Below are 26755 nucleotides of genomic sequence, written 5' to 3' on the forward strand. Positions count from 1 at the left end.
GAGACTTCTCCTAATAGGCCACGTCTGGCGTCGGCACGAAGTCCGGCGTGTCGGTGGAGGTGTAATCGAAGCTGACGTCCTTCCAGGTCTCCAGCGCCTGGGCCAGCGGGGTGCAGCCGCGCGCCGCCTCTTCCAGGATCTCCGGGCCTTCCGCGAGATAGTCCCTGCCCTCGTTACGGGCGAGGATCATCGATTCCAGAGCGACGCGGTTGGCGGTAGCACCGGCGGCGATGCCGCCCGGATGGCCGATGGTGCCGCCGCCGAACTGCATGACGCAATCCTCACCGAGATAATGCAGCAGCTTGTGCATCTGCCCGGCATGGATGCCGCCGGAGGCGACGGGCATGACTTTGCGCAAGCCGCCCCAATCCTGATTGAAGAAGACGCCGTTGCCGAGATTCTCCTCGACATGGTCCTGACGCAGGATGTCGTAGAAGCCGCGCACCGTGGCGGGGTCGCCCTCCAGCTTGCCGACCACCGTGCCGGCATGGATATGGTCGACGCCGGCAAGCCGCGCCCATTTGCAGATCACCCGGAAGGAGACGCCGTGGCTCTTCTGGCGGGTATAGGTGGAATGGCCGGCGCGATGCAGATGCAAGATCATGTCGTTCTTGCGCGCCCATTTGGAGATGGACTGCATCGCGGTCCAGCCGATCACCAGATCGATCATCACCACCACCGAGCCGAGCTCCTTGGCGAACTCGGCGCGCTCATACATGTCTTCCATGGTGGCGGCGGTGATATTGAGATAGGTGCCCTTGATCTCGCCGGTCTGGGCCTGCGCCTTGTTCACCGCCTCCATGCAGTAGAGGAAGCGGTCGCGCCAATGCATGAAGGGCTGCGAGTTGATGTTCTCGTCGTCCTTGGTGAAGTCGAGCCCGCCCTTCAGCGCCTCGTAGACGACGCGGCCGTAATTGCGGCCCGAAAGGCCGAGCTTCGGCTTGACCGTGGCGCCGAGCAGCGGACGGCCGAACTTATCCAGCCGCTCGCGCTCCACCACAATTCCGGTGGGCGGGCCGTCATAGGTTTTCACGTAAGCGACGGGGAGGAACATATCCTCCAGGCGCAGCGCCTTCAGCGGCTTGAAGCCGAACACATTGCCGATGATGGAGGCGGCGAGATTGACCACAGAGCCGGGCTCGAACAGGTCCAGGTCGTAGGCGATATAGGCGAAATACTGGCCTTCGGCGTTGGGCACCGGATCGAGGCGGTAGCATTTGGCGCGGTATTTCTCCGAGGCGGTCAGCCGGTCGGTCCAGACCACGGTCCAGGTGGCGGTAGAGCTTTCGCCGGCCACCGCCGCGGCGGCCTCAGCCGGATCGACGCCGTCTTGCGGGGTGACGCGGAACAGCGCGATGAGGTCGGTCTCTTTGGGCTGATAGTCGGGCTCCCAATAGCCCATGCGCTTATATTCGAGAACGCCGGCTTTGTAGCGCTCTTCGCCGCGCAGGGTTTGAGAACCGCCCGCGCCGTCGCCCTTATCGGCCTTGGCCTCTTTCATCTGCTTCTCTCCTCCCGCAGCTCCCACTGCTGGGATGTTTTCAAGCGGCCCCGTGCCCGATCCGCTTGAAGGCTGCCGGTTACTCGGCCGCCTTCACGCCCTTGGCGGCGCCGACCTTGGGGTCGAGCTCGCCGGAGGCGTAGCGTTCGGCCATGGTGGCCATGGGGATCACCTTGATCTTGGACGCCCAGCCGGCGGTGCCGAAGGCTTCCAGCCGGTCGACGCACACCTTCTTCATCGCCGCCACGGCAGGCTTGAGGAACTTGCGCGGGTCGAACTCCGACTTGTTCTCGGTGGCGACCCGGCGCAGCGTCGCCGCGCAAGCGATGCGAAGGTCGGTGTCGATATTGATCTTGCGCACGCCGTGCTTGATGCCGCGGACGATCTCCTCCACCGGCACGCCGTAAGTCTGGGGCATCTCGCCGCCCCATTTGTTGAACTCGTCCTGCAGGTCCTGGGGCACCGAAGAGGAGCCGTGCATCACCAAAGGCGTGTCGGGCAGACGCTCGTGGATCGCCTCGATGACGTCCATCGCCAGCACCTCGCCGGTCGGCTTGGCGGTAAACTTGTAGGCGCCGTGGGAGGTGCCGATGGCGACGGCCAGCGCATCGACCTTGGTCTCGGCGACGAACTCGGCCGCCTGATCCGGATCGGTCAGCAGCTTGTCGCGCTCCAGCTTGCCCTCGAAACCGTGGCCGTCCTCGGCCTCGCCCGAGCCGGTCTCCAGCGAGCCGAGGCAGCCCAGCTCGCCCTCCACCGAGGCGCCGACCATATGGGCCATGTCGGTGACCTTCTTGGTGACGCCGACATTGTAGTCGTAATCGGTCGGGGTCTTGCCGTCCTCGCCCAGCGAGCCGTCCATCATCACCGAGGTGAAGCCGTGCTGGATGGCGGACAGGCAGGTGGCGGCGTTGTTGCCGTGATCCTGATGCATGCAGATCGGGATATTGGGATAGAGATCCTCAAGCCCCTCGATCAGCTTGGCCAGCATCAGATCACCGGCATATTGGCGCGCGCCGCGGCTCGCCTGGATGATCACCGGCGCGTCGGTCTCGGCCGCGGCCTGCAGGATCGCGAGCCCCTGCTCCATGTTGTTGATGTTGAAGGCCGGCACGCCGTAGCCGTGCTCGGAAGCGTGATCCAGAAGTTGTCGCAGGGTGATCAGCATGTTTCCTACCTCTTAGCTATCCGTAGCGGCGAGTTCGGACGCCTTCTTTGTGGCCCCGCTCGCCAGGGCTGCGACAGCCGGGAGCTCCTTGCCCTCCAGCCACTCCAAAAATGCGCCGCCCGCCGTCGACACATAGGTGAACTTGTCGGCCACGCCCGCCGCTTTCAGGGCAGCCACCGTGTCGCCGCCACCGCCGACGCTGACGAGGTCTCCGGCCTCGGTCAGCCGCGCCGCCTCTTTGGCGATCGCCATGGTGCCGGCATCGAAGGGCGCCGTCTCGAAGGCGCCGAGCGGGCCGTTCCACAGCAGCGTGTTGACCTCGCTAAGGCGGCGCTTCAGATCGGCGACCGTCTCCGGCCCGACATCCAAGATCATGCTATCGCCGGCGACCGCGGAAATCGAGCAGGTCTCGGTCTCCACCCCCGGCTCCAACGCCTTTGCGGTTACCGCATCCTGGGGCAGCACGATCTCGCAAGCCGCGTCTTTGGCGTGCGCCTCGATCTGTTTCACCGTGGTCACGGCATCCTTCTCGCACAAGGACTTGCCGACATTGAGGCCGTCGGCGAACAGAAACGTGTTGGCCATGCCGCCGGCCACTACGATGACATCGACCTTCTTGGCCAGATTGTCGAGCACCGCGATCTTGGTGGAAACCTTGGATCCGCCGACAATGGCCATCACCGGCCGGCGGGGATTTTCCAACGCCTGCTCCAGCGCCCGGATCTCGGCGATCATCAGCAGCCCCGCATAGGCCGGCAGCAGCTGGGCGATGGCCGCCGTCGAGGCATGCGCACGGTGCGCGGAGGAAAAGGCATCATTGACGTAAATGTCGCCCAGCTTGGCAAGTTCCCGGGCGAAATCGGCATCGTTCTTCTCTTCGCCGATGTGATGGCGGAGATTTTCCAGCAACAGCACGTCGCCCGGCTCCAGCGCATCGACCGCTTCGGCCGCGGTCTCGCCGACGCAATCGGCAGCAAAGCTCACCTTGGCATCGGGAACCAGCTTGGCCATGGCCTCGGCGATCGGGCGGAGCGAGGTCTCCTGGCTCGCCGTGCCCTTCGGGCGCCCCCAATGGGAGAGCACGATCACCTTGGCGCCCTTCTCCCGCAGCAAGCGGACGGTCGGCAGAATGCGTTCGATGCGGGTGGTGTCGCCCACCACCCCCTCGCGCATCGGCACGTTCAGATCGGCGCGCAAGAGAACGCGCTTATCCTTCACATCTGCATCCTCGACCGACCGGATGCGGGAGAGATCGAAGGCGCTCATATCAGGCGATCCATCTCCACGGCGACGTCGCTCATGCGGTTGGAGAAGCCCCATTCATTGTCGTACCAGGCGACGATGCGGCAGAAGGTGCCGTCGATCACATGAGTGCCATTGGCATCGAAGATCGAGCTCATCGGGTCATGGACGAAATCGGAGGAGACCAGCGGCTTGTCGTTATAGCCGAGGACCCCCTTCAGCTTGCCCGAAGCCGCCTTGGCCATGGCCTCGTTGATCTCTTCGGCGCTGGTGGCGCGGGAGGCGACGAAGGTGAGGTCGACCATGCTGACATCCGGCGTCGGCACGCGGATCGAAGCGCCGTCCAGCTTGCCGGCGAGATCGGGCAGCACCAGGCCGATGGCCTTGGCGGCACCGGTCGAGGTCGGGATCAGGTTCACGGCGCTGGCGCGGGCGCGATACGGATCCTTATGGAAGGTATCGACGGTGCGCTGATCGCCGGTATAGGCGTGGATCGTCGTCATATAACCGCGCTCCACGCCGACCAGATCCTGCAGCACGCTGGCCACCGGGGCCAGGCAGTTGGTGGTGCAGGAGGCATTGGAGACGACGAGCTGATCCTTGGCCAGCTTCTCGTCGTTGACGCCATAGACCACGGTGAGATCGGCGCCCTTGCACGGGGCGGAGACCAGCACGCGCTTGGCGCCGGCTTTCAGATGCCGGGCCGCCGCCTCGCGGTCGGTGAAACGGCCGGTGCATTCCATGACGATATCGATGTCGAGATCACCCCAGGGCAGATCCTCCGGGTTCGCCTCGGACAGCACCTTGATGGTCTTGTCGCCGGCGCGGATGGCGTCGCCCTCGACGCTGACATCCATCGGCAGCGTGCCATGCACGCTGTCGTATTTGAGGAGATGCGCGTTCATGTCGGCGGGGGCGAGATCGTTGATGGCGACGAACTCCAAATCGTCCCTGCCGGATTCCAGGAAGGCACGAAGGGTAAGCCGCCCGATCCTGCCAAAGCCATTAATGGCGACGCGCTTGTTGGACATATCTCCTCACTGATTGTGTTTGTTATGCAATCTTGGCTTCAAATTTATGGCGTCAGGCTTTGCCGAGAGCGCTGCGCGCAGCAGCACTGACGGCCTCGGCCGTGATTCCGAAGTGGTTATAAAGCTCTTTGGCGGGAGCAGAAGCCCCAAACCCGGTCATTCCGATGAAAGCGCCGCCCTCGCCTAGCCATTCCGACCAGCCGAAGCCGATGGCGGCCTCAACGGCGATGCGCGGGCAGTCGCCCAGCACTTCATTGCGGTAGACTTCGTCTTGTGCGGCGAACAGCTCCCAGCACGGCATGGAAACCACGGCGGCCTTGATGCCCTCCTTCGCGAGGGTCTCGGCGGCTTCCGCCGCCAGCATCAGCTCCGAGCCGGTGCCGATCAAAGTCACGTCGCGGCCGCCTTCGGGCTCCGACAAGACATAGGCGCCCTTGGCGGTGAGGTTCTCGGCGGTGGGCGCGGTGCGCAGCAGCGGCAGCCCTTGCCGGCTCAGCGCCAGGATCGACGGCCTCTTCGGATTGAGCAGCGCCAGCTCCCAGCATTCGGCCACTTCGACGGAGTCGGCCGGGCGGAACACGTTGAGATTGGGAATGGCCCGCAAAGCGGCGAGATGCTCGACCGGCTGATGGGTCGGACCGTCCTCGCCTAAGCCGATGGAATCATGGGTCATAACGTAGATGACCCGCTGCTCCTCCAGAGCCGAAAGGCGGATCGCCGGACGGCAGTAATCGGTGAACACCAGAAAGGTGCCGCCGTAAGGCACGATACCACCATGCAGCGCCATGCCGTTCATCGCCGCGCCCATGGCGTGCTCGCGCACGCCGTAATGGATGTAGTTCCCGGAAAAATCCTCCGGAGTCACGGACTTATGCAGCTTGGTCAAAGTGCCGTTTGAGCCGGTCAAGTCGGCCGAACCGCCGATCAGATCGGGCAGCACCGCGACGAGCTTCTCCAGCACCTTCTGGGAGGATTGCCGGGTGGCGAGCTTCTCGGCACCTTCGGCGAATTCGGTCTTGGCGGCGTACACCGCATCGGCGACAGCGGCGGCAAGATCGGCATCGATGGGCTCGACCAGCCGGTTGCGGGCGGCGGGCTCGAGCTGATCGGCCCGCGCGGTCCAGGATTCGAACGCTTCGCGATTGCGGGTGCCGGCGGCGCGCCAGGCGGCGAGGATGGGCTTGGGGATCTCGAAGGGCGGGTACGGCCATCCCAGCTTCTCGCGGGTGGCGGCAATCTCCTCATCGCCCAGCGGCGAGCCGTGGGTAGAGGCGGTGCCCTGCTTATGAGGGGCGCCGAAGCCGATGATGGTGCGGCAGGCGATCAGCGAGGGCCGGTCGGCGACCTGACGGGCATTCTCGATGGCCACCGCGACCGCTTCGGGATCGTGGCCGTCGACCCGCGCCACATGCCAGCCGGAGGCCTCGAAGCGCTCGAGCTGATTGTCGGAAACGGCCAGATCGGTGTCGCCGTCGATGGAGATGTGGTTGTCGTCGAACAGCACGATCAGCCGGCCGAGCTTGAGATGGCCGGCGAGCGAGATTGCCTCATGGCTGATGCCTTCCATCAGGCAGCCATCGCCAGCGATGGCGTAGGTGAAGTGATCGACGATTGTCTCGCCGTAGCGGGCCTTGAGCAGCCGCTCGGCCATAGCCATACCGACGGCATTGCCGACGCCCTGCCCCAGCGGGCCGGTGGTGGTCTCGACGCCCTTGGTGTGGCCGTATTCGGGATGGCCCGGGGTCTTGGAGCCCCATTGGCGGAAATTCTCGATCTCCTCGATGGTCATCTCCGGCGAGCCGGTGAGGTAGAGCAGCGCGTAGAGCAGCATCGAGCCATGGCCGGCCGACAGCACGAAGCGGTCGCGATCGGGCCAGTCCAGATGCTCGGCATCGTATTTCAGGAACCGGGTGAACAGCACCGTGGCGACATCCGCCATACCCATGGGCATGCCCGGATGGCCGGATTTCGATTTCTGCACCGCGTCCATGGCGAGGGCGCGGATGGCATTGGCCATATTTTCGTGGGTAACGGCAGGCGCCGCCTGCTCGACATCGAGGCTCTCGGCCATAAAATTCTCCAAACGCTGCTCTTGCGGCTAGTAGGCCCTCACGCCCATGGCCGCTTTCACGGCGTGGTATCCCACAAGTAGCTGGGTCAGCGCTAGGGGATGACTGACTCGAGCACCATTTGCTACGTCGATGCGCCCTACCTGATCGCGCAAATGCCCGGCCTCGGGGATTAGATCCCAAAGCAGATCCTCGATTTTCTCGGCCCGCGCGTCGGAAATATCGCCGTTGATTTCCAACACGTCCACCGGCTTGCCGTCGCTGTCGCGGGCCAGTTCGAGCTTCATCCCGGCCGGATTGTTGGCGTCGAACAGCGGCGAGAAATCCGGATGCGGCAAGGTCGGGCGCAGCAGATGGCGGACATCGAGATGGGTGTCGGAGCCGTTGGCATGGGCCGGGAGCTGAAACCGAATCACGATATCGGCGAAAGTGCGCTGGGGATGGATGAAGATCGGACTGTCCTTCTTCCGCTTCTCCAGGGACTGGGCCACCTCTTCCTTGGTGTAGCCGCGCTTGGTTGTGTCGCGATGCATCTTCCACTTCACGCGCAGATCCTCGATCGGGTCGAGATAGATCTTCACGTCGTAGCAATCGCGCATGGCGCGGGTGGTGTAGCCGAGCAGCCCCTCGGCGATGACGAAATCCTTGGGCTGGACATAGACCGGCCGCTCCAGCGTGCCGTGGGTGTGATTGTAGATCGGCTTGAGGATCGGCTGGCCGTTGCGCAGCAGGCGTAGATGCTGCTCCAGGATATCGACGTAATTGGCGCGCGGATCGAGAGCCGAGAGGCCGTACTTAGCCCGCTCGGCGCGGTCATAGGCGTGATAATCGTCGGTGCAGATGACGGTGCAGCGGTCTTCACCCAGAATCTGGGCGACGCCCGCCGACAACGTCGTCTTGCCCGACGCCGAGTCGCCGACGATGCCAAGAATGATCGGATGATCGACCTGCTTGGGCATTCCTACTCCCCGCACTCCTTCTTTTTGTTGTGTGACATCCTATGTCATGTCGCCTGCGATGTCTCAGAGCAAGCCTTGGGCGCCCAAAAGACTTAATCGGGGGCGCCCCTGTTAGGCGACATCCCGCGCCGTAACCGCTTGCGCGCGGGGCGGGAGAGGAAGGTAACTGGTCATCACCTGACGTTCGCCAGTGGCACCGGTAATCATCATGGTTTGCAGCGTATAGGAGTTCTTGCTGTGGGACACGCCCTCCAGCAGAAGGCCCGAGGTGATGCCGGTAGCACAGAAGAATAGCTCGTCTGAGCCGACCAGCTCGTCGCGGTCGAACCAGCGATCGGTATCGATGCCGGCCTGCTTCACGGCGATGGCCTCGGTCTGCAGCTGCGGCGCCATGCGGCCTAAGAATTCGCCGCCCATGGCGCGGATCGCCACCGCCGAGATCAGCCCTTCGGGCACGCCGCCGATGCCCATTAGCGCATCGATGCCGGATTGTGGAATGGCGGCCATCAGCGCGCCGGCGACGTCGCCTGCCGGATAGAGCGCGACGCGGGCACCGGTGGCGACAATCTCCTCGACCAGCTGGCGGTGGCGCGGCTTCTCCAGTACATAGACGGTGAGATCGGGCACCGCCTTGTTCAGCGCGCGGCCCAGAACCTCCAGCTTCTTCGCCGTCGGCCAGGTGGGATCGATCTTGCCGCGCGCCGCCGGCTCGGCGACGAACTTCTCCATATAGAAGGCCGGGCCCGGATCCATCATGGTGCCGCGGGGTGCGACGGCAATCACGGCCAGCGCGTTGGTCTGCCCGCGGGCGAGATAGCTGGTCCCCTCCACCGGGTCGGCGGCGACATCGGCTTTGAAGGCGGCGCCGGGCTTGCCAACGATATCGCCGCGGGCGAATTGCGGCGCCTCGTCCTTGCTGACCTGGCCGCTGACCGCGGCACCTTCGAAATCGAGCTTGGCGAGGCTTTCGCGCATCGCATCCAGCGCCGCACCACCACCGCCTTCGCGGTCGCCGCGGCCGATCCAATCATACGCCGCCAGGGCCGCGCTCTCGGTGGCGCGCCGCAGCGAAAACACGAAGTCCGGACTGACGGACTGCGCGCTATCCATGGCTCTCTCCTCTGAAGGCTCGCTTGCTTGCGTTCACTTCCTTCGGGTCACTTCCTTGGGGTTGCTTCAATTGGGCAGTTAGGGACTGCCGAATCGAATTACAAACGCCCGCTCAACCGTGCTCCCACCCTAACGCAGCAGCGTTTCGATCAAACCCCCGCTCGGCGGTTTGGTTGACGGTGTGTGAGGAAAGGACGGGCTAGAGGGCGCCCTCGCCCGCACCCCGCTTGAGGCGCGGATCGAGCGCATCGCGCAAGCCGTCGCCCAGAAGATTGACGCAGAGCAGCAGCACGACAAGCACGGCACCTGGGATCAGCGTCACCCACCAGGCGCCGGCGAAGATCAGATCGTAGCCAGAGCGGATCAGGGTGCCGAGAGAGGGCTGGGTCGGCGGCATGCCGAGGCCGAGAAACGATAGCGCCGCCTCGGCCATGATGGCGTTGGCCATACCGATGGTGGCGACGATGATCAGCGGCGCGCCGATATTGGGCAGGATATGGCGCAGCACGATGGTCGTGCCGGTGGCGCCGAGCGCCCGACTGGCACGGACGTAATCCTTCTGCTTCTCCACCAGCATGGCGGCGCGGGCGGTGCGAGCGAAGAACGGCCATTCGGCAAGCCCGATAACGATCACCAGCACCGGCACCGCGCTTGCCCCCAGGGTTTGCCCTCCGAGCGCGGCCCGCACCAGGGCCAGGGCGACGATGGCCAGCATCAGGGTGGAGAGCGCGAGCTGGATATCGGCGATGCGGGTGATCAGCGTATCGAGCCTGCCGCCGAGATAGCCGGCGAGCGCCCCTAAAGTGATGCCGATGGCGGCCTGGATCGTCACGGCGAGGATGCCGATGATCAAGGAGATACGCAGCCCGTAGAGCACGGTGCTGAACAAGTCGCGGCCTTGCGCGTCGGTGCCGAGAGGAAAACGCGCCTCGCCGCCGGGCAGCCAGCTTGGCGGGATCTCCGAATCCAGCACGTCGAGGCTGGCCAGGTCATACGGGTCTTGCGGCGCGATCACCGGGGCAAAGGCCGCCGCCAGCGCAATAACGGTCAGAACGGCAATCACCAGCCCCATGCCCGGATGGCGCTTGATGCTGCCGGTCAGGCTGCGCGGCAGCGCGTAGGTCCCGGCTGCGGTCCGGCTCATGCGTCCGCCTCCGAGAACGTGACCCGCGGATCGAGTGCCAGGCTCAACAGATCGGCGATGGTGTTGGCGATGACGAAGATCGCGCCGACCGCCACGAGATAGGTGGTGATCAGCGGGATATCGGCGCGGGTCACCGCCTCTAAGAAGAGAAAGCCCATGCCCGGCCATTGGAACACCGTCTCGGTGAGGATGGTGAAGGCCAGGAGATTGCCGAATTGCAGCGCGCCTTGAGCGACGATGGGCAGCATGGCGTTGCGCAAGCCGTGGCGCAGCCAGATGCGCGGCGGTTTCAGCCCCTTGGCGCGGGCGGTGCGGATATAGTCGCGGCCGAGCTCGTCCAGCATGGCGGAACGGATCAGCCGCACGAAGAGCGGCAGCATGATCGAGGACAGGGTCAGCGCCGGCAGCAAGAGATGGGCGAGCCCGTCGAGGCTGAGGAAGCTGGTCTCCCAGCCGCCGATGGAGACGACCTCCCCGCGCCCGAAGGCCGGTAGCCAGCCGAGCAGCACCGAGAACAGGCTGATCAGCAAAATGCCGGTCAAGAACACTGGCACCGAAACGCCGAGCACGCTGACGCTCAGGATCAGCTTGGCGGTCCAGCTGCGCGGCCGCACCGCGGCGGCGATACCGCCGGGCAGCGCCAGCACCGCGACGATCAGGCTTGCCGCCAGCACCAGCTCGAAGCTGGCCGGAAACTTGTCGAGGATCACCGCAACGGTGGGGCGCTTATAGATATAGGAGGTGCCGAGATCGCCTTGTGCCGCGCCCTTCAGATAGTCGAGAAGCTGTGCCGGCCAGGACCGGTCGAGCCCCAGCTCGTGGCGGAGCGCGGTGCGCTCAGACTCCGAGGCCGCCTGCCCGGTCAGCTCCCGGACGGGATCGCCGAGGGAAGAGCGGATGGCGAAGGCGATCACCAGGATCACCAGCATGACGCCCAGGGCTTGCAGCAGGCGTTGGATGACGAAGACTGCGGCGTGCCGGGCGGCATCCATAAAGGCCAGATCCTATTCGATCACCAGATCGCCGAGATAAGGCATGCCGAGCTGGTTCAGCACGGCGCCGATATCGACCCCTTTGCGCGCGCCCCAGGACAGATGCTGCCATTGCAGCGGCACCATCGCCCCGTCGTCATAGAGAATGTGCTCGACCCGCTGCAGCAGCTCCGCGCGCGCCTCGCTATCGATGACGGTCTGGCTCTCCAGCGTCAGCTTATCGACCTCGGGGTTGGAATAATCGCCGGCATTATATTGGCCGTAGCCGGTCTTCGGGTCCGGGGTCATCGCCAGGAACTCGAAGAGGTTGGCAGAGTCCTGCGTATCGGACTGCCAGCCGATCATCAGCATATCGCCCTCGCGGGCATCGAAACGCTGCCAGTATTGCGCTTTCGGCATGGCCTGCAAATCGACCTTGATGTTGATCTTGGCGAGCATGGCGGCGACCGCCTGGGCGATGCGGTAATCGCCGGCATAGCGGTTGTTGGGCGCGATCATGGTGATGGAGAAGCCATCCTCGTAGCCCGCCTCGCGCATCAGATCCTTGGCCTTGGCCAGATCGTAGCGCGGGGTCAGCGCCGGATCGTGGCCGGCATAGCCGTCCGGGCTCAGCTGTCCCGCCGGGGTGGCGAAGCCGCGCATGATCTTGGCGACGATGCCTTCGCGGTTGATGGCGTAGTTCACCGCCAGCCGCACCCGCTTATCCTTGAAGGCCGGCACGCGGTCCTGATTGAGCTCGAAGGTCAGGATGCGCGTGCTTTCCATGGTGATGAGATCGCAACAATCGGCGGCGCGCAGGCGGTCCAGATCGCCGGGCGGCACGGGCGCGATGAAGTCGACGTCGCCGGCCAGCAGTGCTGCGACGCGGGTCGCCGGCTCGCGGATTGGGGTGAAGACGATGCGCTGCACATTGCCGGGCGACTGCTTGTCCCAGTAATCGTCGAAGCGCTTCAGCACCAGCTTCACCCCCTGCTCGCGCTTGACCACCATGAACGGGCCGGTGCCGGAGACATGGGTGGAGGCGAAAGAGGCGCCGTGCTTGACGATGGCGTCCTTGGCCTCGCCGCGCTCATCCTCGCCGGAATAGAAGGCCTGATCCATCGGGAAGATGTAGGTGGCGAGATTCAGCACCAGCGGATACGGCTTCTTGGTGATCAGATCGACGGTGAGATTGTCGATCACCCGCGCGCCCTCGAACGGCTCGAACAGCGCCTTGAAGTCGGGGCTGCGCTTCAGCCGGTTCAGGGTCCAAACCACGTCATTGGCGGTCAGCTCGCGCCCGGAATGAAACTTCACGCCGGGACGCAGATAGAAGCGCGTGGTGCGCTCGTCGATCTGCTCCCATCGTGTGGCGAGCCGCGGCTGCAGCTTCATCTCCGTATCGAAGCGCAGCAGCGGATCGAACAGAAGATGCGACATCTGCAAGGTGGCGCCGGAGAGCTGTTCGTGAGGATCGAGGGAGACGGGATCGGCGTCATAGGCCATGCGCAGCGTCTTGCCGCCCGCCGCAATGGCAGGCGAGACACCGAAGCTTTGTCCCGGCGCAAGCAGCCCCGCCGCGGTAACAGCAAGGACAAGGCTGGTCAGGAGGAGGAGACGCGTCAGAAAACCCATTTCACCAATTCAATACTCCGGGAGCGGGCAGCCGCATAGCCTGGACTAAGCCTATGGTTGCGGGCAAAGGGGCAATTGGCCGCTTTTTCTACCCATGTCGGTTCCCTCGCCGGTATCCCTTGTCGCTGCCCCTTGTAACGCGGGGCGAGCCGGATAAAGTCGCGGCGCGGCGCGAGAGCGCCCCGTTGAGAACAGGAGCGCGCATCGCAGTGCAAGGATTTTTCGTCACCGGAACCGATACGGATATCGGCAAGACAGTGGTCTCCGCCTGGCTGACGACGCATCTTGGCGCCAAATATTGGAAGCCGGTGCAGGCGGGCATCGAGGGCGAGACCGACACCCAGAAGGTGACGCGGCTCGCCGAGCTTTCCGCCGACCGGGTGGTGCCGGAGACTTACGTGCTGCCCGACCCGCTCTCCCCGCATGAGGCGGCGCGCCGGGCCGAGACCGAGATCGACCTCACCACCTTCAAGCTGCCGGAGACCGACGACTTCATCGTCGTCGAGGGCGCCGGCGGCCTCTTGGTGCCGCTCAACGACAGCGAGCTGGTCGCCGATCTCGCGGAGGACCTGCATTTGCCGCTGATCGTGGTCGCCCGCTCCGGCCTCGGCACCATCAACCACACTTTGCTCACCCTGGAGGCGGCACGCCGGCGCGGCCTGACCATCGCCGGCGTGATCATGGTGGGGCCGGAAATGCCCCATAACCGCGCGGCGATCGAACGCTACGGAAAGACCCAAGTGATCGCCGAAATTCCCCTCTTCGAGACTCTGGACCATGCCGCGCTTCGCGCGATACAGCCCGAGCTCGATCTCACCAAGCTTGCTCAAATTACTCAATGACATACTCCATCGAAGAACTCCTGGCGCTGGATAAGCGCCATCTCTGGCATCCCTTCACCCAGCACGGCACCGAATCCGCGCCGCTGCCGATCGTCGGCGCCAAGGCGGCGACCCTCACTCTCGGCGACGGCTCGGAGCTGCTCGACCTCGTCTCGTCGTGGTGGACCTGCACCCACGGTCACGCCCATCCGGAGCTGAACAAAGCCCTCGCCGAGCAGGCGGAGAAATACGAGCATGTGATGTTCGCCGGTTTCACCCACGAGCCGGCGGTGGAGGTGGCGGCCCGCGTCTGCGCGCTGATGCCGGGCGACCTCAACAAGGTTTTCTATTCCGACGACGGCTCCACCGCGGTCGAGGTGGCGCTGAAGATGGCCTATCAGCATTGGGTCAATCGGGGCGAGCCGCGCACCGCGTTCCTCGCCTTCGACGGCGCCTATCACGGCGACACGGTCGGCGCCATGGCGGTTGGCCGCGGCTCGGAGTTCTTCACCCTGTTCCACGACCTCCTCTGCGAGGTGAAGGTGGTCCCCTACCCCTATACCTGGAACAACGATCCGGACGTGCAGGCGAAAGAGGATGCCGCGGTCGAGGCGCTGGAGAAGCTGATTGCCGAGATGCCGGGCAAATTCGCCGGGATGATCATCGAGCCGCTGATCCAGGGCGCCGGGGGCATGCGGGTGTCGCGGCCGGAATTTTTGAAGCGCATCGTGGAGACGGCGCAAGCGGCCGGCATTCTGGTGATCCTCGACGAGGTCGCCACCGGGTTCGGCCGCACCGGCACCATGTTCGCCCATCAGCAGGCGGGCATCACGCCGGATATGGTCTGCCTCTCAAAATGTCTCACGGCCGGCTATCTGCCGATGGCGGCGACGGTGGTGCGCGACGAGGTCTATGACAGCTTCATCGGCGAGAGCTTCAACAAGGCGCTGGCCCACGGCCATTCCTTCACCGCCAATCCGCTGGCTTGCGCGGTGGCGCGGCGCTCCTTGCAGCTTTTCGAGGAGGAAGGAACGCTCGCTCGCATCGGCGAGATCGTCGCCAAGCACAAAGCCTTCCTGGAGAGCATCGCCTCGCGCCCCGATGTGGAGAAGACCCGCCAGGCGGGCACCATCATGGCCTTCGATATCGTCGGCACCGGAAGCTATCAGTCGACCCAGAGCCGGAGCTTGCGCGATTGGTTCTTGGGCAACGGGCTGAATATCCGCCCGCTCGGCACCACGGTTTATCTGATGCCGCCCTTCTGCATCACCGATGCGGAGCTTACCCGCGCCTATAGCGGCATCATCGAGGGGCTGGACCGGCTGGCCGCCAACGAGCTCTCCATGGACGACAGGCGTCCGTAGACAATCTCCCAGGTGACCTTGCCGCCATGGGATCTCTCCAGGCGGCGAAGCGCCCGGCGCAGCGCGCCGGGCGGCAGGGAGCGATACCCTTCCGCCGGGGTGATCCCGCCGATGGCTTTCAGCCGGCGCAGGAAGGCGAGCCCGTCCTGCTCCATGACCAGGGCCTCGCTGTCCTTCACGCCGGGCAGAGGCGGCAGCGGCACGATCCCATCGGGCAGGCCTTCGGCGGCGAGCGCGGCGCGCCATTCGGCGAAGCAATTCTCGCCGAGCCCGGCATAGACCAGCGCGCCGCCGGGCTTCAGATGGGCGCGCAAGGCTTGCAGGGAGGCGGCCGGATCGGCGAGCCAATGCAGGCTCATGCTGGTGGCGATGAGATCGTAGCGCTCCAGATCGCCCGGCGCGTTAGCGTCGACCTCCACGAACCGCCGCGGCGCAGTGCCGATATGGGCGATATTGCGCTTGGCCTCGGCGAGCATCCCCTTCGACAGGTCGCTGAAGGTGAAGTCGCCATCCGGGTACTCAGCAAGAAGATAGCGGCTGAACAGGCCGGTGCCGCAGGCGAGCTCCAGCACTTTCGGCGCCTCGAGCTGGGGCAGCGAAGCAGCGAGCTTTGCGGCGACCATGCGCTGCAGCTCCGCATGGGTCTCGTAGGCATGCGCATTGCGGCCGAAGCTTGCCGCCACACGGGCGGGCTTCGGAGCGGTCTTTCGCATTCTGTCGGCGCTCGATGCCATATCAGCCGTCGATACTCTTCGAAAATTCCAAGATCTTTTCCGCACACCATTTCGGATGGCGCAGCGGCAATGCGTGCCCGGCCTCCGCCGACCAGACCACCGCATCGCCCCAAATGGCGTCGCTCATGGCTTGCGGCACGATCGGATCGTCCTTGGAGGCAAGCGCCAGAACCGGCGCTTTGAGGCTTTCTCGCGCCTCCGTTTCCTCCCATTGCATCAGCCAGTCCAGCCCTTCGGCCAATCTTTCTTGCCGGAGCGCTTCGGCGGGCGCGAAATCCGGGACGCCGCAGCTTTGCCAGAACATCTGCATCAGGGAGAGCGGATCGCGGGACAGCGCCTTCTGCATGGAGCGGACGCGGGCCATCCCGACATGGGCGGCGAAACGGTCGAAGCCCTGTAGGCTGACCAGGCCGCGGAAGTTTCTACGTCTTTCATGCAAGAGCCAAAGCACGCCCAAAGAATGGCCGACGGCAATGGCGTCTTGCGGCCATTCGTCCGAGGGGCTCAAGGCTTGCCCGCCGCCTGCGACGAAGCCGAGATCGACGCGCGAGACTTCCGCGTCATCCGGCAGATGGGCGATGAGCGGATCGAAAATGCCGGGGTGGAAGCCCCAGCCATGGACGAGAACGAAGCGCATGGAGGTCTATTCCGCCGCGAGCGGCCCTTCGGGAAGCGTGTCGCGCTCCCGCGCCAGCACCGAAAGAAGTCCGTCGATATCGGCCTCGGTATGGGCGGCGTTGAAGGCGAAGCGAAGCCGCGCGGTGCCGGCCGGCACGGTGGGTGGGCGGATGGCGGTGACCCAATAGCCGTTGGCCTTCAGGCTGCGGCTGAGATTATTGGCGGCCTCGGCGGTACCGACGATGACGGGGACGATCTGGCTGGCCGAAGCGCCGGTCTCCAGCTTCAGCATCTTGGCGCCTTCGCGGAAGCGATTGGCGAGGTTCGCGACGTGGGCACGCTCGGCGGAAAGCTGCGGGATCAAGTCGAGCGCCGCATCCATGGCGCCGAGCACCGAAGGCGGCAGCGCGGTGGAATAGATCAGCCCGCCGCAGCGATTGATCAGATAATCCTTCACCGTCTCGGAGCAGGCGATATAGGCGCCGAACCCGCCCAAAGCCTTGGAAAACGTGCCGATGACGATATCGGCCCCGCCACTGAGGCCCTCGCCCGCCTCGCCCATGATGCCGGTGCCGTGGGCATCGTCGACCACCAGCGTCGCCTCGTGCTTGCGGGAAAGCTCGGCGATCGCATCGATATCGGCGATATCGCCATCCATGGAGAAGACGCTCTCGGTGAGGATAAATTTCGGGGCCTCGTCCTCGCTGCGCTTGTCCAGAAGCTCGGCGAGATGGGCGGTCTCCAGATGGCGGTAGCGCTGCTGGCGGATACCGGCCGCGGCGCAGCCGAAATGCATCGAGGCATGATTGAGCCGGTCTGAGAAAACGGTGGGCTCGGCGCCAAGCACGGCGCGGTCAAGCAGCGCCTGGAGCCCGGCAGCATTGGCCTGGAAGCCCGACGCCATGACAAGCGCGGCAGGCTTGCCTTTCAGCAAAGCGAGCTTTGCCTCCAGATCGGCGAAGGCGGGCAGATTGCCTGTCACCAGACGCGATGCGCCCGATCCCGCCCCGTAGGCCTCCAGCCATTCCTTGGCGCGAGCGATCAGCTCGGGCCGGAAACGCAAGGCCAGATAGTCGTTGCTGGAAAAATTGATATAGCTGCGCCCGGCCACATTCAGGCTGCGGGCGCCCTCCGGCGCACTGTCGATCAGCTGGCGCCAGAGCCCTTCGCCCGCCCGGTCTGCGAGATATGCGCCGTAGCGGCTTTCACTCCTGCTCATCATCCTGTATTAGCGAAGGCTTGTCCTTGCAGCAATGAAGAGCGCCAATCGTGCTTGATTTCCCCGAAACGCCGAATTCTGCCAACCCCCTAGCCGACGAGGCTCAGTCCCGCGCCGAGGCCATCGAGTCCGCCGATCTCCGCCATGATTGGGAGACGGCCGAGATTCTGGACCTTCTGACCGCGCCGCTGATGGAGCTTCTGGACCAGGCCCGCGCCACCCATCGCCGCTTCCACAAGGACGGCACGGTGCAGCTGGCGAGCCTGCTGTCGATCAAGACCGGGGCCTGCCCGGAAGACTGCAAATACTGCCCGCAGAGCGCCCATTACGCCAAAAAGACCGGGCTGCCGCGGGAGACCTTGCTGGACGTAGACGACGTGCTGTCCAAGGCGGCGCGAGCGCGCGAGGCCGGCGCCAGCCGCTTCTGCATGGGCGCCGCCTGGCGCCAGGTGCGCGACGGGGCGGAGTTCGACAAGGTTCTGGAGATGGTGCGCGGCGTGCGCTCCATGGGTATGGAGGCTTGCGTCACCCTCGGCATGTTGACGGAAGAGCAAGCCGAACGCCTGGCCGAAGCCGGGCTCACCGCCTACAACCACAATCTCGATACCTCGCAGGAATATTATGACAAGATCATCACCACCCGGACCTTCCAGGACCGGCTGGACACGATCGGTCATGTGCGCAAAGCCGGCGTGGAAGTCTGCTGCGGCGGCATTATCGGGATGGGCGAGACGCTAGAAGACCGCGCCAGCCTGCTGCGCAGCCTCGCCGAGCTGGAGCCTCATCCCGAAAGCGTGCCGATCAACGCGCTGGTGCCGGTGGACGGCACGCCGCTGGCCGGCCGCTCCAAGGTCGATCCCATCGAGCTGGTGCGGATGATCGCCACGGCCCGCATCGTGATGCCGCTGTCGCGGGTCCGGCTCTCGGCGGGACGCGCCAATCTCTCCAAGGAATCGCAGCTGCTCTGCCTGATGGCGGGCGCCAACTCGATCTTCTACGGCGAGAAGCTGCTGACCACCGACAATAACGACACCACCGAGGATCTGGCGCTGATCGAGCAGGCCGGCCTGGTGGTGGAAGCGCCGGATGCCTCGGAGGCCTGCGGCTGCGGCAAGCCTGCCGGCTCTTGCGGCGACCATTAGAGCATCCGAGAGATGGGCCGCACGGTCTATGTGAACGGCGCCTATCTCCCGGAGGAAGACGCGACAGTTTCCGTCTTCGATCGCGGTTTCCTGTTCGCCGACGGCGTCTATGAGGTTTGCGCGGTGCTCGGCGGCAAGCCGGTCGATTTCGATTATCACCTCAGCCGCCTCGCCCGCTCCTTGGGCGAGCTGCAGATCCCAGCACCGCTCAGCGACGACGAACTGCGCGTCCTGCATGCGGAGCTGATCGCGCGGAATGCTCTCGACGAGGGTATCGTCTATCTGGAGATCACCCGCGGTGCGGCGGATCGCGACTTCGCCTTCCCCAAAGGGCTGACGCCCACCGTCGTCGCCTTCACCCAAGCCAAGACATTGGCCGATAATCCGGCCGCCGAAACCGGCGTGAAAGTGGTGACCATCCCGGATATCCGCTGGAAGCGGCGGGATATCAAATCGGTGGCGCTGCTGCCCCAGACCATGGGTAAGCAGGAGGCGAAATCCCGCGGCGCTTACGAGGCCTGGATGGTGGAGGACGGATTCGTCACCGAAGGCACCTCCTCGACGGCGTTCATCGTGGATGCGGAGGGTGTGCTGCGCACCCAGCCGCTCGGGCATCAGATCCTGCCCGGCGTGACGCGGCGGCAATTGCTGGAAATGCTGGCGGCGGAAGATATCCGGATCGAAGAGCGCCCCTTCACCGTGGACGAGGCCAAGGGCGCCCGCGAGGCTTTCCTCACCGCGGCTTCGGCCTTCGTGCTTCCCATCGTGGAGATCGACGGGGTGACGCTGGGCGACGGCAAGCCGGGCCCGATCTCAACGCGCTTCCGGGCGCTTTATCTGGCGCATGCCCGAAGCATCGGCTGAGATCCGGCCGAGCACTCGCGTCGCTTTCCACCCGCGACCCGCAAGAAAAAACGCTATCGCCGGAAACCGGTCGCCAATATCGGCGTTAACCGGCCATGACAAACTTACTTTATTGGCTCGTCTATCATGTGGATCTCGGTCCCTTCGGCCAGCGCGCGATGCGTATGGCCGTGCAGAGCTGGCTCCGGCGCGACGCCAGGGCCAACGAGCCAAATCCGCTGCGCGTTGCCTTGAATGGAATAAATCCCGCCCGCATGCAGAAACTTGGCAATTAGGCGCCGCAACAGAGCCGTATACCAGCGTCGCCCGCGGCGCGTCAGACGTTTGACCCGGCAAGATCTTCGACGATATCCGCCAGGCGCTGCATGCCCTTTCCGGTGAGCTCGACGGACTCGCCCTCCAGGATCTTGGCCTCGGTGATCGCGCCCCGGAACAGACCCGCATTGTGCTTCAGCGTCTTGTTGAAATTGCCGTCATAGAGGCCGGCATCTCTGACCGCGTCGCGCAACTCTGGGTAAGCAATCTTGATCCTGTCGTTGCGCAGGCCGTTCTCCAGCAACACCATCATGACCTTCTGCAGCTGGGCCCGCGATTTGACCTTCGTCTTGATCTTGTAGACGGCCAGAATTGGATCGTGATCGATCAGGAACAGCTTGTGCAGCTGCGCCGACGAAACCCCATACTTGCGCGCGAAGACCGCAACGCTCCCCGGCAGTTCGCGCTCGCCAGTCTCCTGCAAGCTCCCATTCGCAGCCAGACCGACATTCGAACGCGGTATCGGAACCTTGCCCTGAGGATTAACCTTAGGCAGGTCCGCAAATGCGACGCCAAACAGAAGTTCAAAGCATCTTGCTTTGAGTGGTTCCGGGCATTCCTCCACAATAGAGAGAATCTCCGTTACCTGTCGCCTCGCGGCTTTGAAATCGAAATCCCTCACGATTCACCTATCAATTAGAACCACCCCGGAACACGGTTTACGTGCATATCAGGCTAAAATAAGGCCTGTAAAGCTATGGTCTTGCCCCCAAACATCACAACCAATCTCTACTTATAATTGTATTTAAACTTGCCGCAAAGTACCGGAATTACAAATGCCTGATTGCGCGAATAGTTTCATCGCCTCCGCTCAAAACAGGAGCGAACTCTTGGACGGAATGGCTGCTCCGGCGCAGCTCTTCTGCTTGTTCGCGTTAAGGTTAAATGGGCGCCCGAAAAGCCGATACGAACGGCACCGAGGTGCGTACACCCGACCATCGGGCGGCCGACCGCGTGGGCAAAGCGCACCGCCAGGCTGAAACGATGCGGCGGAGTCAGGGCGCGCTATTTACTGTCCGCCACCCGGCGCGGCGGCGGAGTCGTCTGGTCCTGCCGCTTGGTGAGGCGACGAGCTCCTGCAGCTTCTTGAAGCTCAGCGTGCCGTTGGACATCACCACCTGGATCGCGTCGCCCGTGAACGATACATCATCGTCGCTTGCAACTTATCCGCGTTTTTCTTTCGGCGAGGCTTCCCGCGTCGGCGAAGGGGCTTGGGCTCGGCTGCCAGGGCCGGATATGACACGCCACGCCATCGGCGCATTCGGCACAGTCTCCGCAAGCACCTCGATGGATTTCCCCATCCCGGCAATTTTTTTACCACGCTTGGCAATGGTGCACCCCTCAAAAACATTTCGGCAGGGCATCGGAGCGGCCGATATCGGCGATTTTCAAGAGCAGGCGCGGAAGCATCGCGAAGCCGATTATCGCGGCTAGCGCGGATCCACCTCAGCATGCGGCGGAATCCCCTTCACCGCCTCGGCGAAGGGGCGGTCGGAGATTCGGACCGGCCCCGTGAAGGGGTAGTTCAACAGCAGGGTCGGCAGCATCACGAAACCAACCATCGCGGCCATCGCCGCGGCCATGGCGATCTGGGCGGTCTGGCTCGGCGTTCCGAAAATGGCCGGATAGCCGAGCACGATCATCGCTCCGCCGAACAACGCAAGCCACAGGATCGGCGCAACGGAGCCTTCCGAGTTCTCCACTCTCTCGCTGCGGTTGTCGTGCACCACCGCCAGCAGCCGCACAGCCTCTTGATAGAGCGCCAGCTCGCGAAAATCCTCGGCCTTGAGGTTGAGGATCGACTGTTCCAAACGGGCCAGATGATCGGCCGGCGTCTCGTGCAGCCTCCCCTCCGCCATGGCGGGCCATTCCCGTTTGCGGACATGCTCGGCATAGGCGACGAGCGGCGCGCGGATCTGCTCGGCTTGCGCCTTCGGCATCGCATAGGAAAGCTGGAGGAGATCGCGAACGGCCGCCGCCTCGTCGCGCACCGCCGATGCGGTGTCCTTGTAGTCCTCCCAGACGGCAATCGCCACGAAACCGAGGAGCACCGCGTAAAGAACGCTGATGGCGGCGAATTTGAGCCCGCCGACCTCGTTATTTAGCTTCAGCCGGTGCGGTCCCCAGATGCGCCGGAAAAGAAGAATCAGGCCGATGCTGTAAGCCTCGACGAGGGCCAAGGTGAGCAAGACCGCCAATAAAATCGGCGCTTGATTGAGGAGATGCAGCAGGCTCACGGGGCACAGGTCTCCGCTGTCGTTCGGCAGGATTCCCCTACAGGAAACAGAGTCCGCTGAACAGTTGGCGTCTACTTCGCCCTGCTCGCAGGACGCGGCGCCGGCTTCTGGTCCTGCCGCTTGGTGTAGGCGACGAGCTCCTGCAGGTTCTTGAAGCTCAGCGTGCCGTTGGACATCACCACCTGGATCGAGCCGTCCTCGAACAGCACGTAATGGCCGTTGGCAACTTCTCCGCGTTTCACCACCCGGCGCGGCGCGACCTTCGGCGAGGGTAAACTGGCGACCGTGTCAGCCAGGCTCTCCGCATCGGTGATCGGGCTCGGGCTCGGCTGCCAGGGGCGGATATGACGGGCCACGTCGTCGTAGAATTGCGGCACCGCCTCTTCCAGCACTTCGATGAATTTGCGCACCCCGGCGAATTTCTTGCCAAGATCGGTAATTGTGACCACCTCGAAGCATTTCGGCAGAGCGCCGGATCGGTCGATATCGGCAGTCTTCGGATCGTTGCGCAGCTCCTCGGCCCAGCCGAAGGACGTCCCGCCATTCCGCCACCTGATATGGATGCCGACCGGGCCCGCCGTCTCATCCGGCAATTGCCGCAGCAGCCAGTTGAGACGGGATTCGTAACGTTTCCTGTCCTCGGGCGCCTCGACGCTCATGCGGCACATCACCGTCCGCTTTGAGACGTCCGCGGTGACTTCGATGGACGAAGCGACATTGGGCACTTCGAAGATGGCGCGCAGCTTCTTGCTGGCGACCAACTCCTCAGCGTCGGCCTCGATGCGCGAGGTCTGATCGTTGCGGTAGTGCTTCTTGATCTTCAGGCGCACCGGCACTTTCAGCTTGCGGCTCATGATCAGGCAGAGGTCGCTTTGCTCCTGATGCCAGGCGGAGACCGTATTGGTGACGATGTTGTGGGTCTTGTGCAGCTTGGCGCCGGATTGCACCCGCTCCTGCAAATCGGGCCATTCGGCGTTCATCTGATGGAAGCCGCGCACATCGGTGTTGTCGTGCGAGAAATAGCGCAGCACCTCCTTGAGCAGAAAATGCTGCTCCGGATCGAAATTTTCGTCCGCCTCGCTGAGGAGATTGGTGCCCAGCGTGATCAGCCGCATCCATGACCAGTGATAGACCTCCACCTTTCCGGCGAGTGCCGCCGGCACCTCATAAGGCGGGTGATCGGGAAAGGCGGTGAGCTCGTTGGATATGGTGATGACGGCGTCGATACCGTTCTCGATGGCCAGCTTGCCGTAGCGGGCAAGTTGCTCTTCGGTAATCGTGGCGGTGCCGATCTTGGCCTCGATAATGGCGCGCCATTCCGAGCGCGAGCTATCCACCAAGAGCAGCCCGTCGGGCCGGCAACGCGCCTCTTCCGGCTGTTTCTTGAATTCCACCTCGGTGAAAGCCGATACGGTGCTGCGGGACCGGAGCGGTTTCTTGAGCGTATCGAAGACGCCTTCGGCGAAGGGACGGACCACGGTAAGCGCGGCGAGGAAGACGGAGGCGGCCGCGCGCTCGCGTTGGCTGGCGCTTCCGACGGGAATGAGCCTGGCGGGCTCACCCGACTTCAGGAACTCAGGCAGATCGACGGTCATCTACTCCCCCCACCTTGACGCAATACTAGAGGCCTCGTCCAAGCGCACGCAAGAGTACATGTTTCGAAGCGCTGGGAAACGAGCGTTTGCAACGCGCCTCGAGGACGCGCGGGGTGGGAAAAGTCGCGGCTGGCTTAAGGCTGGCTAAGCATCGCGGCGGGACCGGCATGCTGCTCCGCCGTGCTCGCGCCGCAGAGCCGGTGGCGGTAATAGCAATCTCCGAAGGAGAAGCCGGTGCTTTCTTGCGCCATCTCGGACTTGGCACCGAGATCGAAGCGGTATTCCACCGAGGCATCCGGGCCCCAAGCGCTGCAGGACATGCGCACCACGCCCTCGTAAGGCTTGTCGCAACGATTGCGGATGCGCAGGGTCTTGCCGTCCTGGGCGACGAAGATGCTTAAGCACGGCGGCGGCGAAGCGGATTGATCGCAGGCCGAACCGTTATCCTGCGGCATGGCAGCGATACGGTCGTTCCATTGCTCGGTCACCCGCCGCCAATTGGCCAGATGATCCAGCACATCGTCCTCGACGGTTTCCGGCACTTCCAGCATGAGCTGGTGGCCGGCATTCACCGAATGGAAGCGGTAGGGCCCGTCGATAAAATTGGCGGTCTCGATGGCGGCGCGGCGGCCAAACGCCTGGTCGCGATGACCCCAGATGAACAGGGTCGGCGGGGTGATCTTGCCCAGGGGATCGAGGGAGCGGAATTCGAACATCCGGTACCAGTCGAGCGCCGCATGCAGGGCGCCGGGCTCGCCGAAGACCTGTTCATATTCGGCGATCTGTTCGGGCGGCGCGTCCTGCCATCTGAAATGCCGTAAATAGGCGGCCCGGTCGAAGCCGAGCACGAGCTCGGGCAGCACCGGCATCTTATAGAACAGAATGTAGCTGCTGAGCCGGATCTGCGGGGCGAGATCCTGCAGGGATTCGGCTAGTGCCGAGGGGTGCGGCATCGACATGGCGGTGAGGCTCATCACCCGTTCGGGATAGCGGTCGGCCACCACCCAGGCCATGGCGCCGCCGAAATCGTGACCGATGACATGAAAGCGCTCGAACCCCACCGCATCGGCGATGGCCAGCACGTCGCGGGCGATCTTGCCCTTGGTATAGGCCTTATCGTCTTCGGGCCGAGCGCCGGGGCTGTAGCCGCGCTGATCGAAGGCGACGACGCGGTATCCCGCTTCGCTGAGCTTATCGATCAGCGGCTGCCACATGATGGAGGTCTCGGGGAAGCCGTGCAGCAGGATCACCCCCTCGCCGTCCTTATTGTCGAAACCGGCGACGCGGGCGCGGAATTCCATACTATTGGCGTCGATGCGCACCAAACCCTGCTGCGTGCCGTCGAAGAGCGGCAACTTGCTTGTCAGCTCGCTGTTGCAGTCCGGGCATTCGGGGGCCAGGAATAGCCGATCGACGGCATAGGCAGTGCCCACGGGAATCAGACACAGCAGCCACAGCAGCCAGATCGATCGGAAGCGTTTTATCAAACAGGCGTGCGGTCCCAGTCCGCGAATGCAGGCGCCTTGGCATCCCGAATCGCCAAGGTCTTGGGTTCTCAGCCGAAAGTTGAGGAGCATTAGCAGAAAGGCGCAACCCGTTCTATCGGGGAAAAACGGGTATTTCCGCCTCTTGCACCTCATATGAGGCGATGAGAAGGCCAAACGCGGCGGCGGGGGCTGCGAGGCTGTTGCTCATGCGCGCCATCGTGGCGTAACTCGCCAGCTTCGTGCAGGGTCTAGCAATGCGCATCCTGATCCTGACTTATGGCTCACGCGGCGACGTGCAGCCTTTCGAGGCGCTCGGCAAAGGGCTGACGCATGCGGGGCACGATGTCACGCTGGCGACGAGCGCGCGCTTCGCGGACTTCGTCACCGCTCAAGGGCTCGGCTTCGCGCCGATGAACGACGATCTCCTGGCGTTGCTCGACACCGATCAGGGGCGCGATCTGATTGAGAACACCAACAACCTGTTTCAGGTCGTGAAGCGCAGCTTCCAGATGATGCGCCAAGTCCGCCCGACCCAGCATGCCTTGCTGCGCGAGGGCTGGGCGGCGGCGGAGGCAATGCAGCCCGATATCATCGTGTTCCACCCGAAATCCTATGGCGGGCTGTTTTATGCGGAGAAGCTCGGCATACCAGCGGTGCTCGCCCTGCCGATCCCGATGATGGTGCCGACGGCGACGCGGCCCAATCTGGGCTTCCCTAAGCTGAAGCTCGGCGGCTGGTATAACCGCATGACCTATCGTCTTGTGACCTGGCTGACCGGACTCTCGGCAAAGGGGCCGGTGAATGCCTGGCGGGCGGCGAACGGCCTGCCTGCCCTGAAGCGGTTCCGTCTTCTGCACGATGCGGCAGGCGCGCCGGTCCCAGTGCTGCATCCGATCAGCCGGTACGTGATGCCGGAGCCGAAGGATTGGCCGCCGAGCGCGCATATGACTGGTTACTGGTTCCTGGACGAGGCTGAAGATTGGTCGCCCCCGCCGGCGCTTGAAGCCTTCCTGAAGGCCGGCCCCGCGCCGGTCTATATCGGCTTCGGCTCCATGGCGGGGCGCGATCCGGGACGGCTCGGGCGTATCGTGGTCGAGGCGCTTAGGCGCACGAACTTGCGCGCGGTGATCGCCACCGGTTGGGGCGGGCTGAAGGCGGATTCCCTGCCCGAGACGGTGCTGCAGATCGAGCAGGCGCCGCATGACTGGCTGTTCCCGCAGCTAGCGGCGATCGTGCATCACGGCGGAGCCGGCACCACGGCGGCGGCGCTCCGTGCCGGCAAGCCGTCGGTCATCATCCCCTTCTTCGGCGATCAGCCGTTTTGGGGATGCCAGATGCAGGCGCTCGGCGTGAGCGCAGCGCCGATCCCGCAGAAAACACTCACGGCGGACAATCTCGCCGCGGCGCTCCACCAGGTCACGGGAGACGAGGAGATGGCCCGCAAGACGAAAGCTCTGGCCAAGAAGATCCGCCGCGAGGACGGCGTCGCGAAAGCCGTCTCGCTGATCGAGGCGGCGGCTTCGGCTTAG

Annotated in this window: 23 protein-coding genes; 6 read left to right on the forward strand and 17 right to left on the reverse strand. The window is 64.2% G+C overall.

What is annotated here, in order from left to right:
• Positions 1–10: 10 nt before the first annotated feature.
• The 10 genes from HT051_RS10840 to HT051_RS10885 form a co-directional block, all read right to left on the reverse strand.
• Entirely contained in the window at positions 11–1501 is a 1491-nt protein-coding gene (locus HT051_RS10840; protein ID WP_174542044.1) for a ribulose-bisphosphate carboxylase large subunit, read from the reverse strand.
• Between the two features lie 79 nt (positions 1502–1580).
• Positions 1581–2669: a class II fructose-bisphosphate aldolase gene (gene fba / locus HT051_RS10845; RefSeq protein WP_174542045.1), complete on the reverse strand. Its 1089-nt coding sequence runs from the start codon at positions 2667–2669 to the stop codon at positions 1581–1583.
• Between the two features lie 12 nt (positions 2670–2681).
• Positions 2682–3935 (reverse strand): phosphoglycerate kinase, encoded by a 1254-nt coding sequence (gene pgk / locus HT051_RS10850; protein WP_174542046.1) that lies wholly within the window; start codon positions 3933–3935, stop codon positions 2682–2684.
• Complete coding sequence (gap, locus tag HT051_RS10855) at positions 3932–4942, reverse strand: type I glyceraldehyde-3-phosphate dehydrogenase (protein ID WP_174542047.1); 1011 nt, start codon at positions 4940–4942, stop codon at positions 3932–3934. The genes pgk and gap overlap by 4 nt, the downstream gene beginning before the upstream one ends.
• A gap of 52 nt (positions 4943–4994) precedes the next feature.
• The gene (gene tkt / locus HT051_RS10860; protein WP_174542048.1) at positions 4995–7013 is read right to left on the reverse strand and encodes a transketolase; all 2019 of its coding nucleotides are present in this window, start codon (positions 7011–7013) and stop codon (positions 4995–4997) included.
• Between the two features lie 27 nt (positions 7014–7040).
• Positions 7041–7970: a phosphoribulokinase gene (locus HT051_RS10865; RefSeq protein WP_174542049.1), complete on the reverse strand. Its 930-nt coding sequence runs from the start codon at positions 7968–7970 to the stop codon at positions 7041–7043.
• Between the two features lie 111 nt (positions 7971–8081).
• A complete protein-coding gene (gene glpX, locus HT051_RS10870) occupies positions 8082–9080 on the reverse strand; it encodes a class II fructose-bisphosphatase (RefSeq protein ID WP_174542050.1) in 999 nt (332 codons plus the stop codon).
• A 199-nt stretch (positions 9081–9279) separates the two neighbouring features.
• The gene (locus HT051_RS10875) at positions 9280–10224 is read right to left on the reverse strand and encodes an ABC transporter permease (protein ID WP_174542051.1); all 945 of its coding nucleotides are present in this window, start codon (positions 10222–10224) and stop codon (positions 9280–9282) included.
• A complete protein-coding gene (locus tag HT051_RS10880) occupies positions 10221–11216 on the reverse strand; it encodes an ABC transporter permease (protein WP_174542052.1) in 996 nt (331 codons plus the stop codon). The genes HT051_RS10875 and HT051_RS10880 overlap by 4 nt, the downstream gene beginning before the upstream one ends.
• 12 nt (positions 11217–11228) lie before the next feature.
• Positions 11229–12830 carry an ABC transporter substrate-binding protein gene (locus tag HT051_RS10885; protein WP_174542053.1) on the reverse strand — a complete coding sequence of 534 codons (1602 nt, stop codon included), beginning with the start codon at positions 12828–12830 and terminating at the stop codon, positions 11229–11231.
• Between the two features lie 209 nt (positions 12831–13039).
• Here HT051_RS10885 and bioD point away from each other — a divergent pair, with 209 nt between their 5' ends.
• Entirely contained in the window at positions 13040–13672 is a 633-nt protein-coding gene (bioD, locus tag HT051_RS10890) for a dethiobiotin synthase (RefSeq protein WP_208454307.1), read from the forward strand.
• Positions 13669–15015, forward strand: coding sequence for an adenosylmethionine--8-amino-7-oxononanoate transaminase (gene bioA / locus HT051_RS10895; RefSeq protein WP_174542055.1), 1347 nt, complete (start codon positions 13669–13671; stop codon positions 15013–15015). Before bioD ends, bioA begins: the two co-directional genes overlap by 4 nt.
• Here bioA and HT051_RS10900 read toward each other — a convergent pair.
• The 3 genes from HT051_RS10900 to HT051_RS10910 are packed head-to-tail and all read right to left on the reverse strand — an operon-like array spanning position 14943 to position 17589.
• Positions 14943–15728: a methyltransferase gene (locus HT051_RS10900; RefSeq protein WP_174542056.1), complete on the reverse strand. Its 786-nt coding sequence runs from the start codon at positions 15726–15728 to the stop codon at positions 14943–14945. The two genes, bioA and HT051_RS10900, sit on opposite strands and share 73 nt — an antisense overlap.
• A 22-nt stretch (positions 15729–15750) precedes the next feature.
• Complete coding sequence (locus HT051_RS10905; protein ID WP_174542057.1) at positions 15751–16386, reverse strand: alpha/beta fold hydrolase; 636 nt, start codon at positions 16384–16386, stop codon at positions 15751–15753.
• A 6-nt stretch (positions 16387–16392) separates the two neighbouring features.
• Positions 16393–17589, reverse strand: coding sequence for an 8-amino-7-oxononanoate synthase (locus HT051_RS10910; RefSeq protein WP_208454308.1), 1197 nt, complete (start codon positions 17587–17589; stop codon positions 16393–16395).
• Between the two features lie 119 nt (positions 17590–17708).
• Between HT051_RS10910 and bioB the strand changes: the two genes are divergently transcribed.
• Entirely contained in the window at positions 17709–18728 is a 1020-nt protein-coding gene (gene bioB, locus HT051_RS10915; RefSeq protein WP_208454429.1) for a biotin synthase BioB, read from the forward strand.
• Positions 18729–18740: 12 nt separating this feature from the next.
• Positions 18741–19592 carry a D-amino-acid transaminase gene (locus HT051_RS10920; RefSeq protein WP_174542058.1) on the forward strand — a complete coding sequence of 284 codons (852 nt, stop codon included), beginning with the start codon at positions 18741–18743 and terminating at the stop codon, positions 19590–19592.
• Between the two features lie 316 nt (positions 19593–19908).
• Here HT051_RS10920 and HT051_RS10925 read toward each other — a convergent pair whose 3' ends face one another.
• Positions 19909–20529 (reverse strand): hypothetical protein, encoded by a 621-nt coding sequence (locus HT051_RS10925; RefSeq protein ID WP_174542059.1) that lies wholly within the window; start codon positions 20527–20529, stop codon positions 19909–19911.
• Between the two features lie 263 nt (positions 20530–20792).
• Here HT051_RS10925 and HT051_RS10930 point away from each other — a divergent pair, with 263 nt between their 5' ends.
• On the forward strand, positions 20793–21341 hold the full coding sequence (locus HT051_RS10930) for a hypothetical protein (RefSeq protein WP_174542060.1): 549 nt from the start codon (positions 20793–20795) through the stop codon (positions 21339–21341).
• Here the strand turns inward: HT051_RS10930 and HT051_RS10935 are convergent.
• The 3 genes from HT051_RS10935 to HT051_RS10945 all read right to left on the reverse strand — a co-directional run bounded on the left by HT051_RS10935 (position 21338) and on the right by HT051_RS10945 (position 25226).
• Positions 21338–22144, reverse strand: coding sequence for a DUF4239 domain-containing protein (locus HT051_RS10935; protein WP_174542061.1), 807 nt, complete (start codon positions 22142–22144; stop codon positions 21338–21340). The genes HT051_RS10930 and HT051_RS10935 overlap by 4 nt on opposite strands.
• A gap of 71 nt (positions 22145–22215) precedes the next feature.
• Entirely contained in the window at positions 22216–23739 is a 1524-nt protein-coding gene (locus HT051_RS10940) for a hypothetical protein (protein WP_174542062.1), read from the reverse strand.
• Between the two features lie 134 nt (positions 23740–23873).
• Positions 23874–25226: an alpha/beta fold hydrolase gene (locus HT051_RS10945; RefSeq protein WP_174542063.1), complete on the reverse strand. Its 1353-nt coding sequence runs from the start codon at positions 25224–25226 to the stop codon at positions 23874–23876.
• A 254-nt stretch (positions 25227–25480) separates the two neighbouring features.
• Between HT051_RS10945 and HT051_RS10950 the strand changes: the two genes are divergently transcribed.
• Complete coding sequence (locus tag HT051_RS10950; protein ID WP_174542064.1) at positions 25481–26755, forward strand: glycosyltransferase; 1275 nt, start codon at positions 25481–25483, stop codon at positions 26753–26755.

Source organism: Methyloligella sp. GL2, assembly GCF_013341275.1.
Lineage (GTDB): Bacteria > Pseudomonadota > Alphaproteobacteria > Rhizobiales > Methyloligellaceae > Methyloligella.

Excerpts from the sequence above, each read along its gene's own strand:
- HT051_RS10905 (WP_174542057.1), bottom strand. The coding sequence starts at position 16,386 with ATGCGCTTCGTTCTCGTCCATGGCTGGGGCTTCCACCCCGGCATTTTC.
- gap (WP_174542047.1), bottom strand. The coding sequence starts at position 4,942 with ATGTCCAACAAGCGCGTCGCCATTAATGGCTTTGGCAGGATCGGGCGG.
- glpX (WP_174542050.1), bottom strand. The coding sequence starts at position 9,080 with ATGGATAGCGCGCAGTCCGTCAGTCCGGACTTCGTGTTTTCGCTGCGG.
- HT051_RS10940 (WP_174542062.1), bottom strand. The coding sequence starts at position 23,739 with ATGACCGTCGATCTGCCTGAGTTCCTGAAGTCGGGTGAGCCCGCCAGG.
- HT051_RS10920 (WP_174542058.1), top strand. The coding sequence starts at position 18,741 with ATGGGCCGCACGGTCTATGTGAACGGCGCCTATCTCCCGGAGGAAGAC.
- HT051_RS10900 (WP_174542056.1), bottom strand. The coding sequence starts at position 15,728 with ATGCGAAAGACCGCTCCGAAGCCCGCCCGTGTGGCGGCAAGCTTCGGC.
- HT051_RS10930 (WP_174542060.1), top strand. The coding sequence starts at position 20,793 with ATGGGCGCCCGAAAAGCCGATACGAACGGCACCGAGGTGCGTACACCC.
- HT051_RS10910 (WP_208454308.1), bottom strand. The coding sequence starts at position 17,589 with ATGATGAGCAGGAGTGAAAGCCGCTACGGCGCATATCTCGCAGACCGG.
- fba (WP_174542045.1), bottom strand. The coding sequence starts at position 2,669 with ATGCTGATCACCCTGCGACAACTTCTGGATCACGCTTCCGAGCACGGC.
- bioA (WP_174542055.1), top strand. The coding sequence starts at position 13,669 with ATGACATACTCCATCGAAGAACTCCTGGCGCTGGATAAGCGCCATCTC.
- HT051_RS10885 (WP_174542053.1), bottom strand. The coding sequence starts at position 12,830 with ATGGGTTTTCTGACGCGTCTCCTCCTCCTGACCAGCCTTGTCCTTGCT.
- HT051_RS10840 (WP_174542044.1), bottom strand. The coding sequence starts at position 1,501 with ATGAAAGAGGCCAAGGCCGATAAGGGCGACGGCGCGGGCGGTTCTCAA.
- tkt (WP_174542048.1), bottom strand. The coding sequence starts at position 7,013 with ATGGCCGAGAGCCTCGATGTCGAGCAGGCGGCGCCTGCCGTTACCCAC.
- pgk (WP_174542046.1), bottom strand. The coding sequence starts at position 3,935 with ATGAGCGCCTTCGATCTCTCCCGCATCCGGTCGGTCGAGGATGCAGAT.
- HT051_RS10865 (WP_174542049.1), bottom strand. The coding sequence starts at position 7,970 with ATGCCCAAGCAGGTCGATCATCCGATCATTCTTGGCATCGTCGGCGAC.
- HT051_RS10875 (WP_174542051.1), bottom strand. The coding sequence starts at position 10,224 with ATGAGCCGGACCGCAGCCGGGACCTACGCGCTGCCGCGCAGCCTGACC.
- HT051_RS10950 (WP_174542064.1), top strand. The coding sequence starts at position 25,481 with ATGCGCATCCTGATCCTGACTTATGGCTCACGCGGCGACGTGCAGCCT.
- HT051_RS10880 (WP_174542052.1), bottom strand. The coding sequence starts at position 11,216 with ATGGATGCCGCCCGGCACGCCGCAGTCTTCGTCATCCAACGCCTGCTG.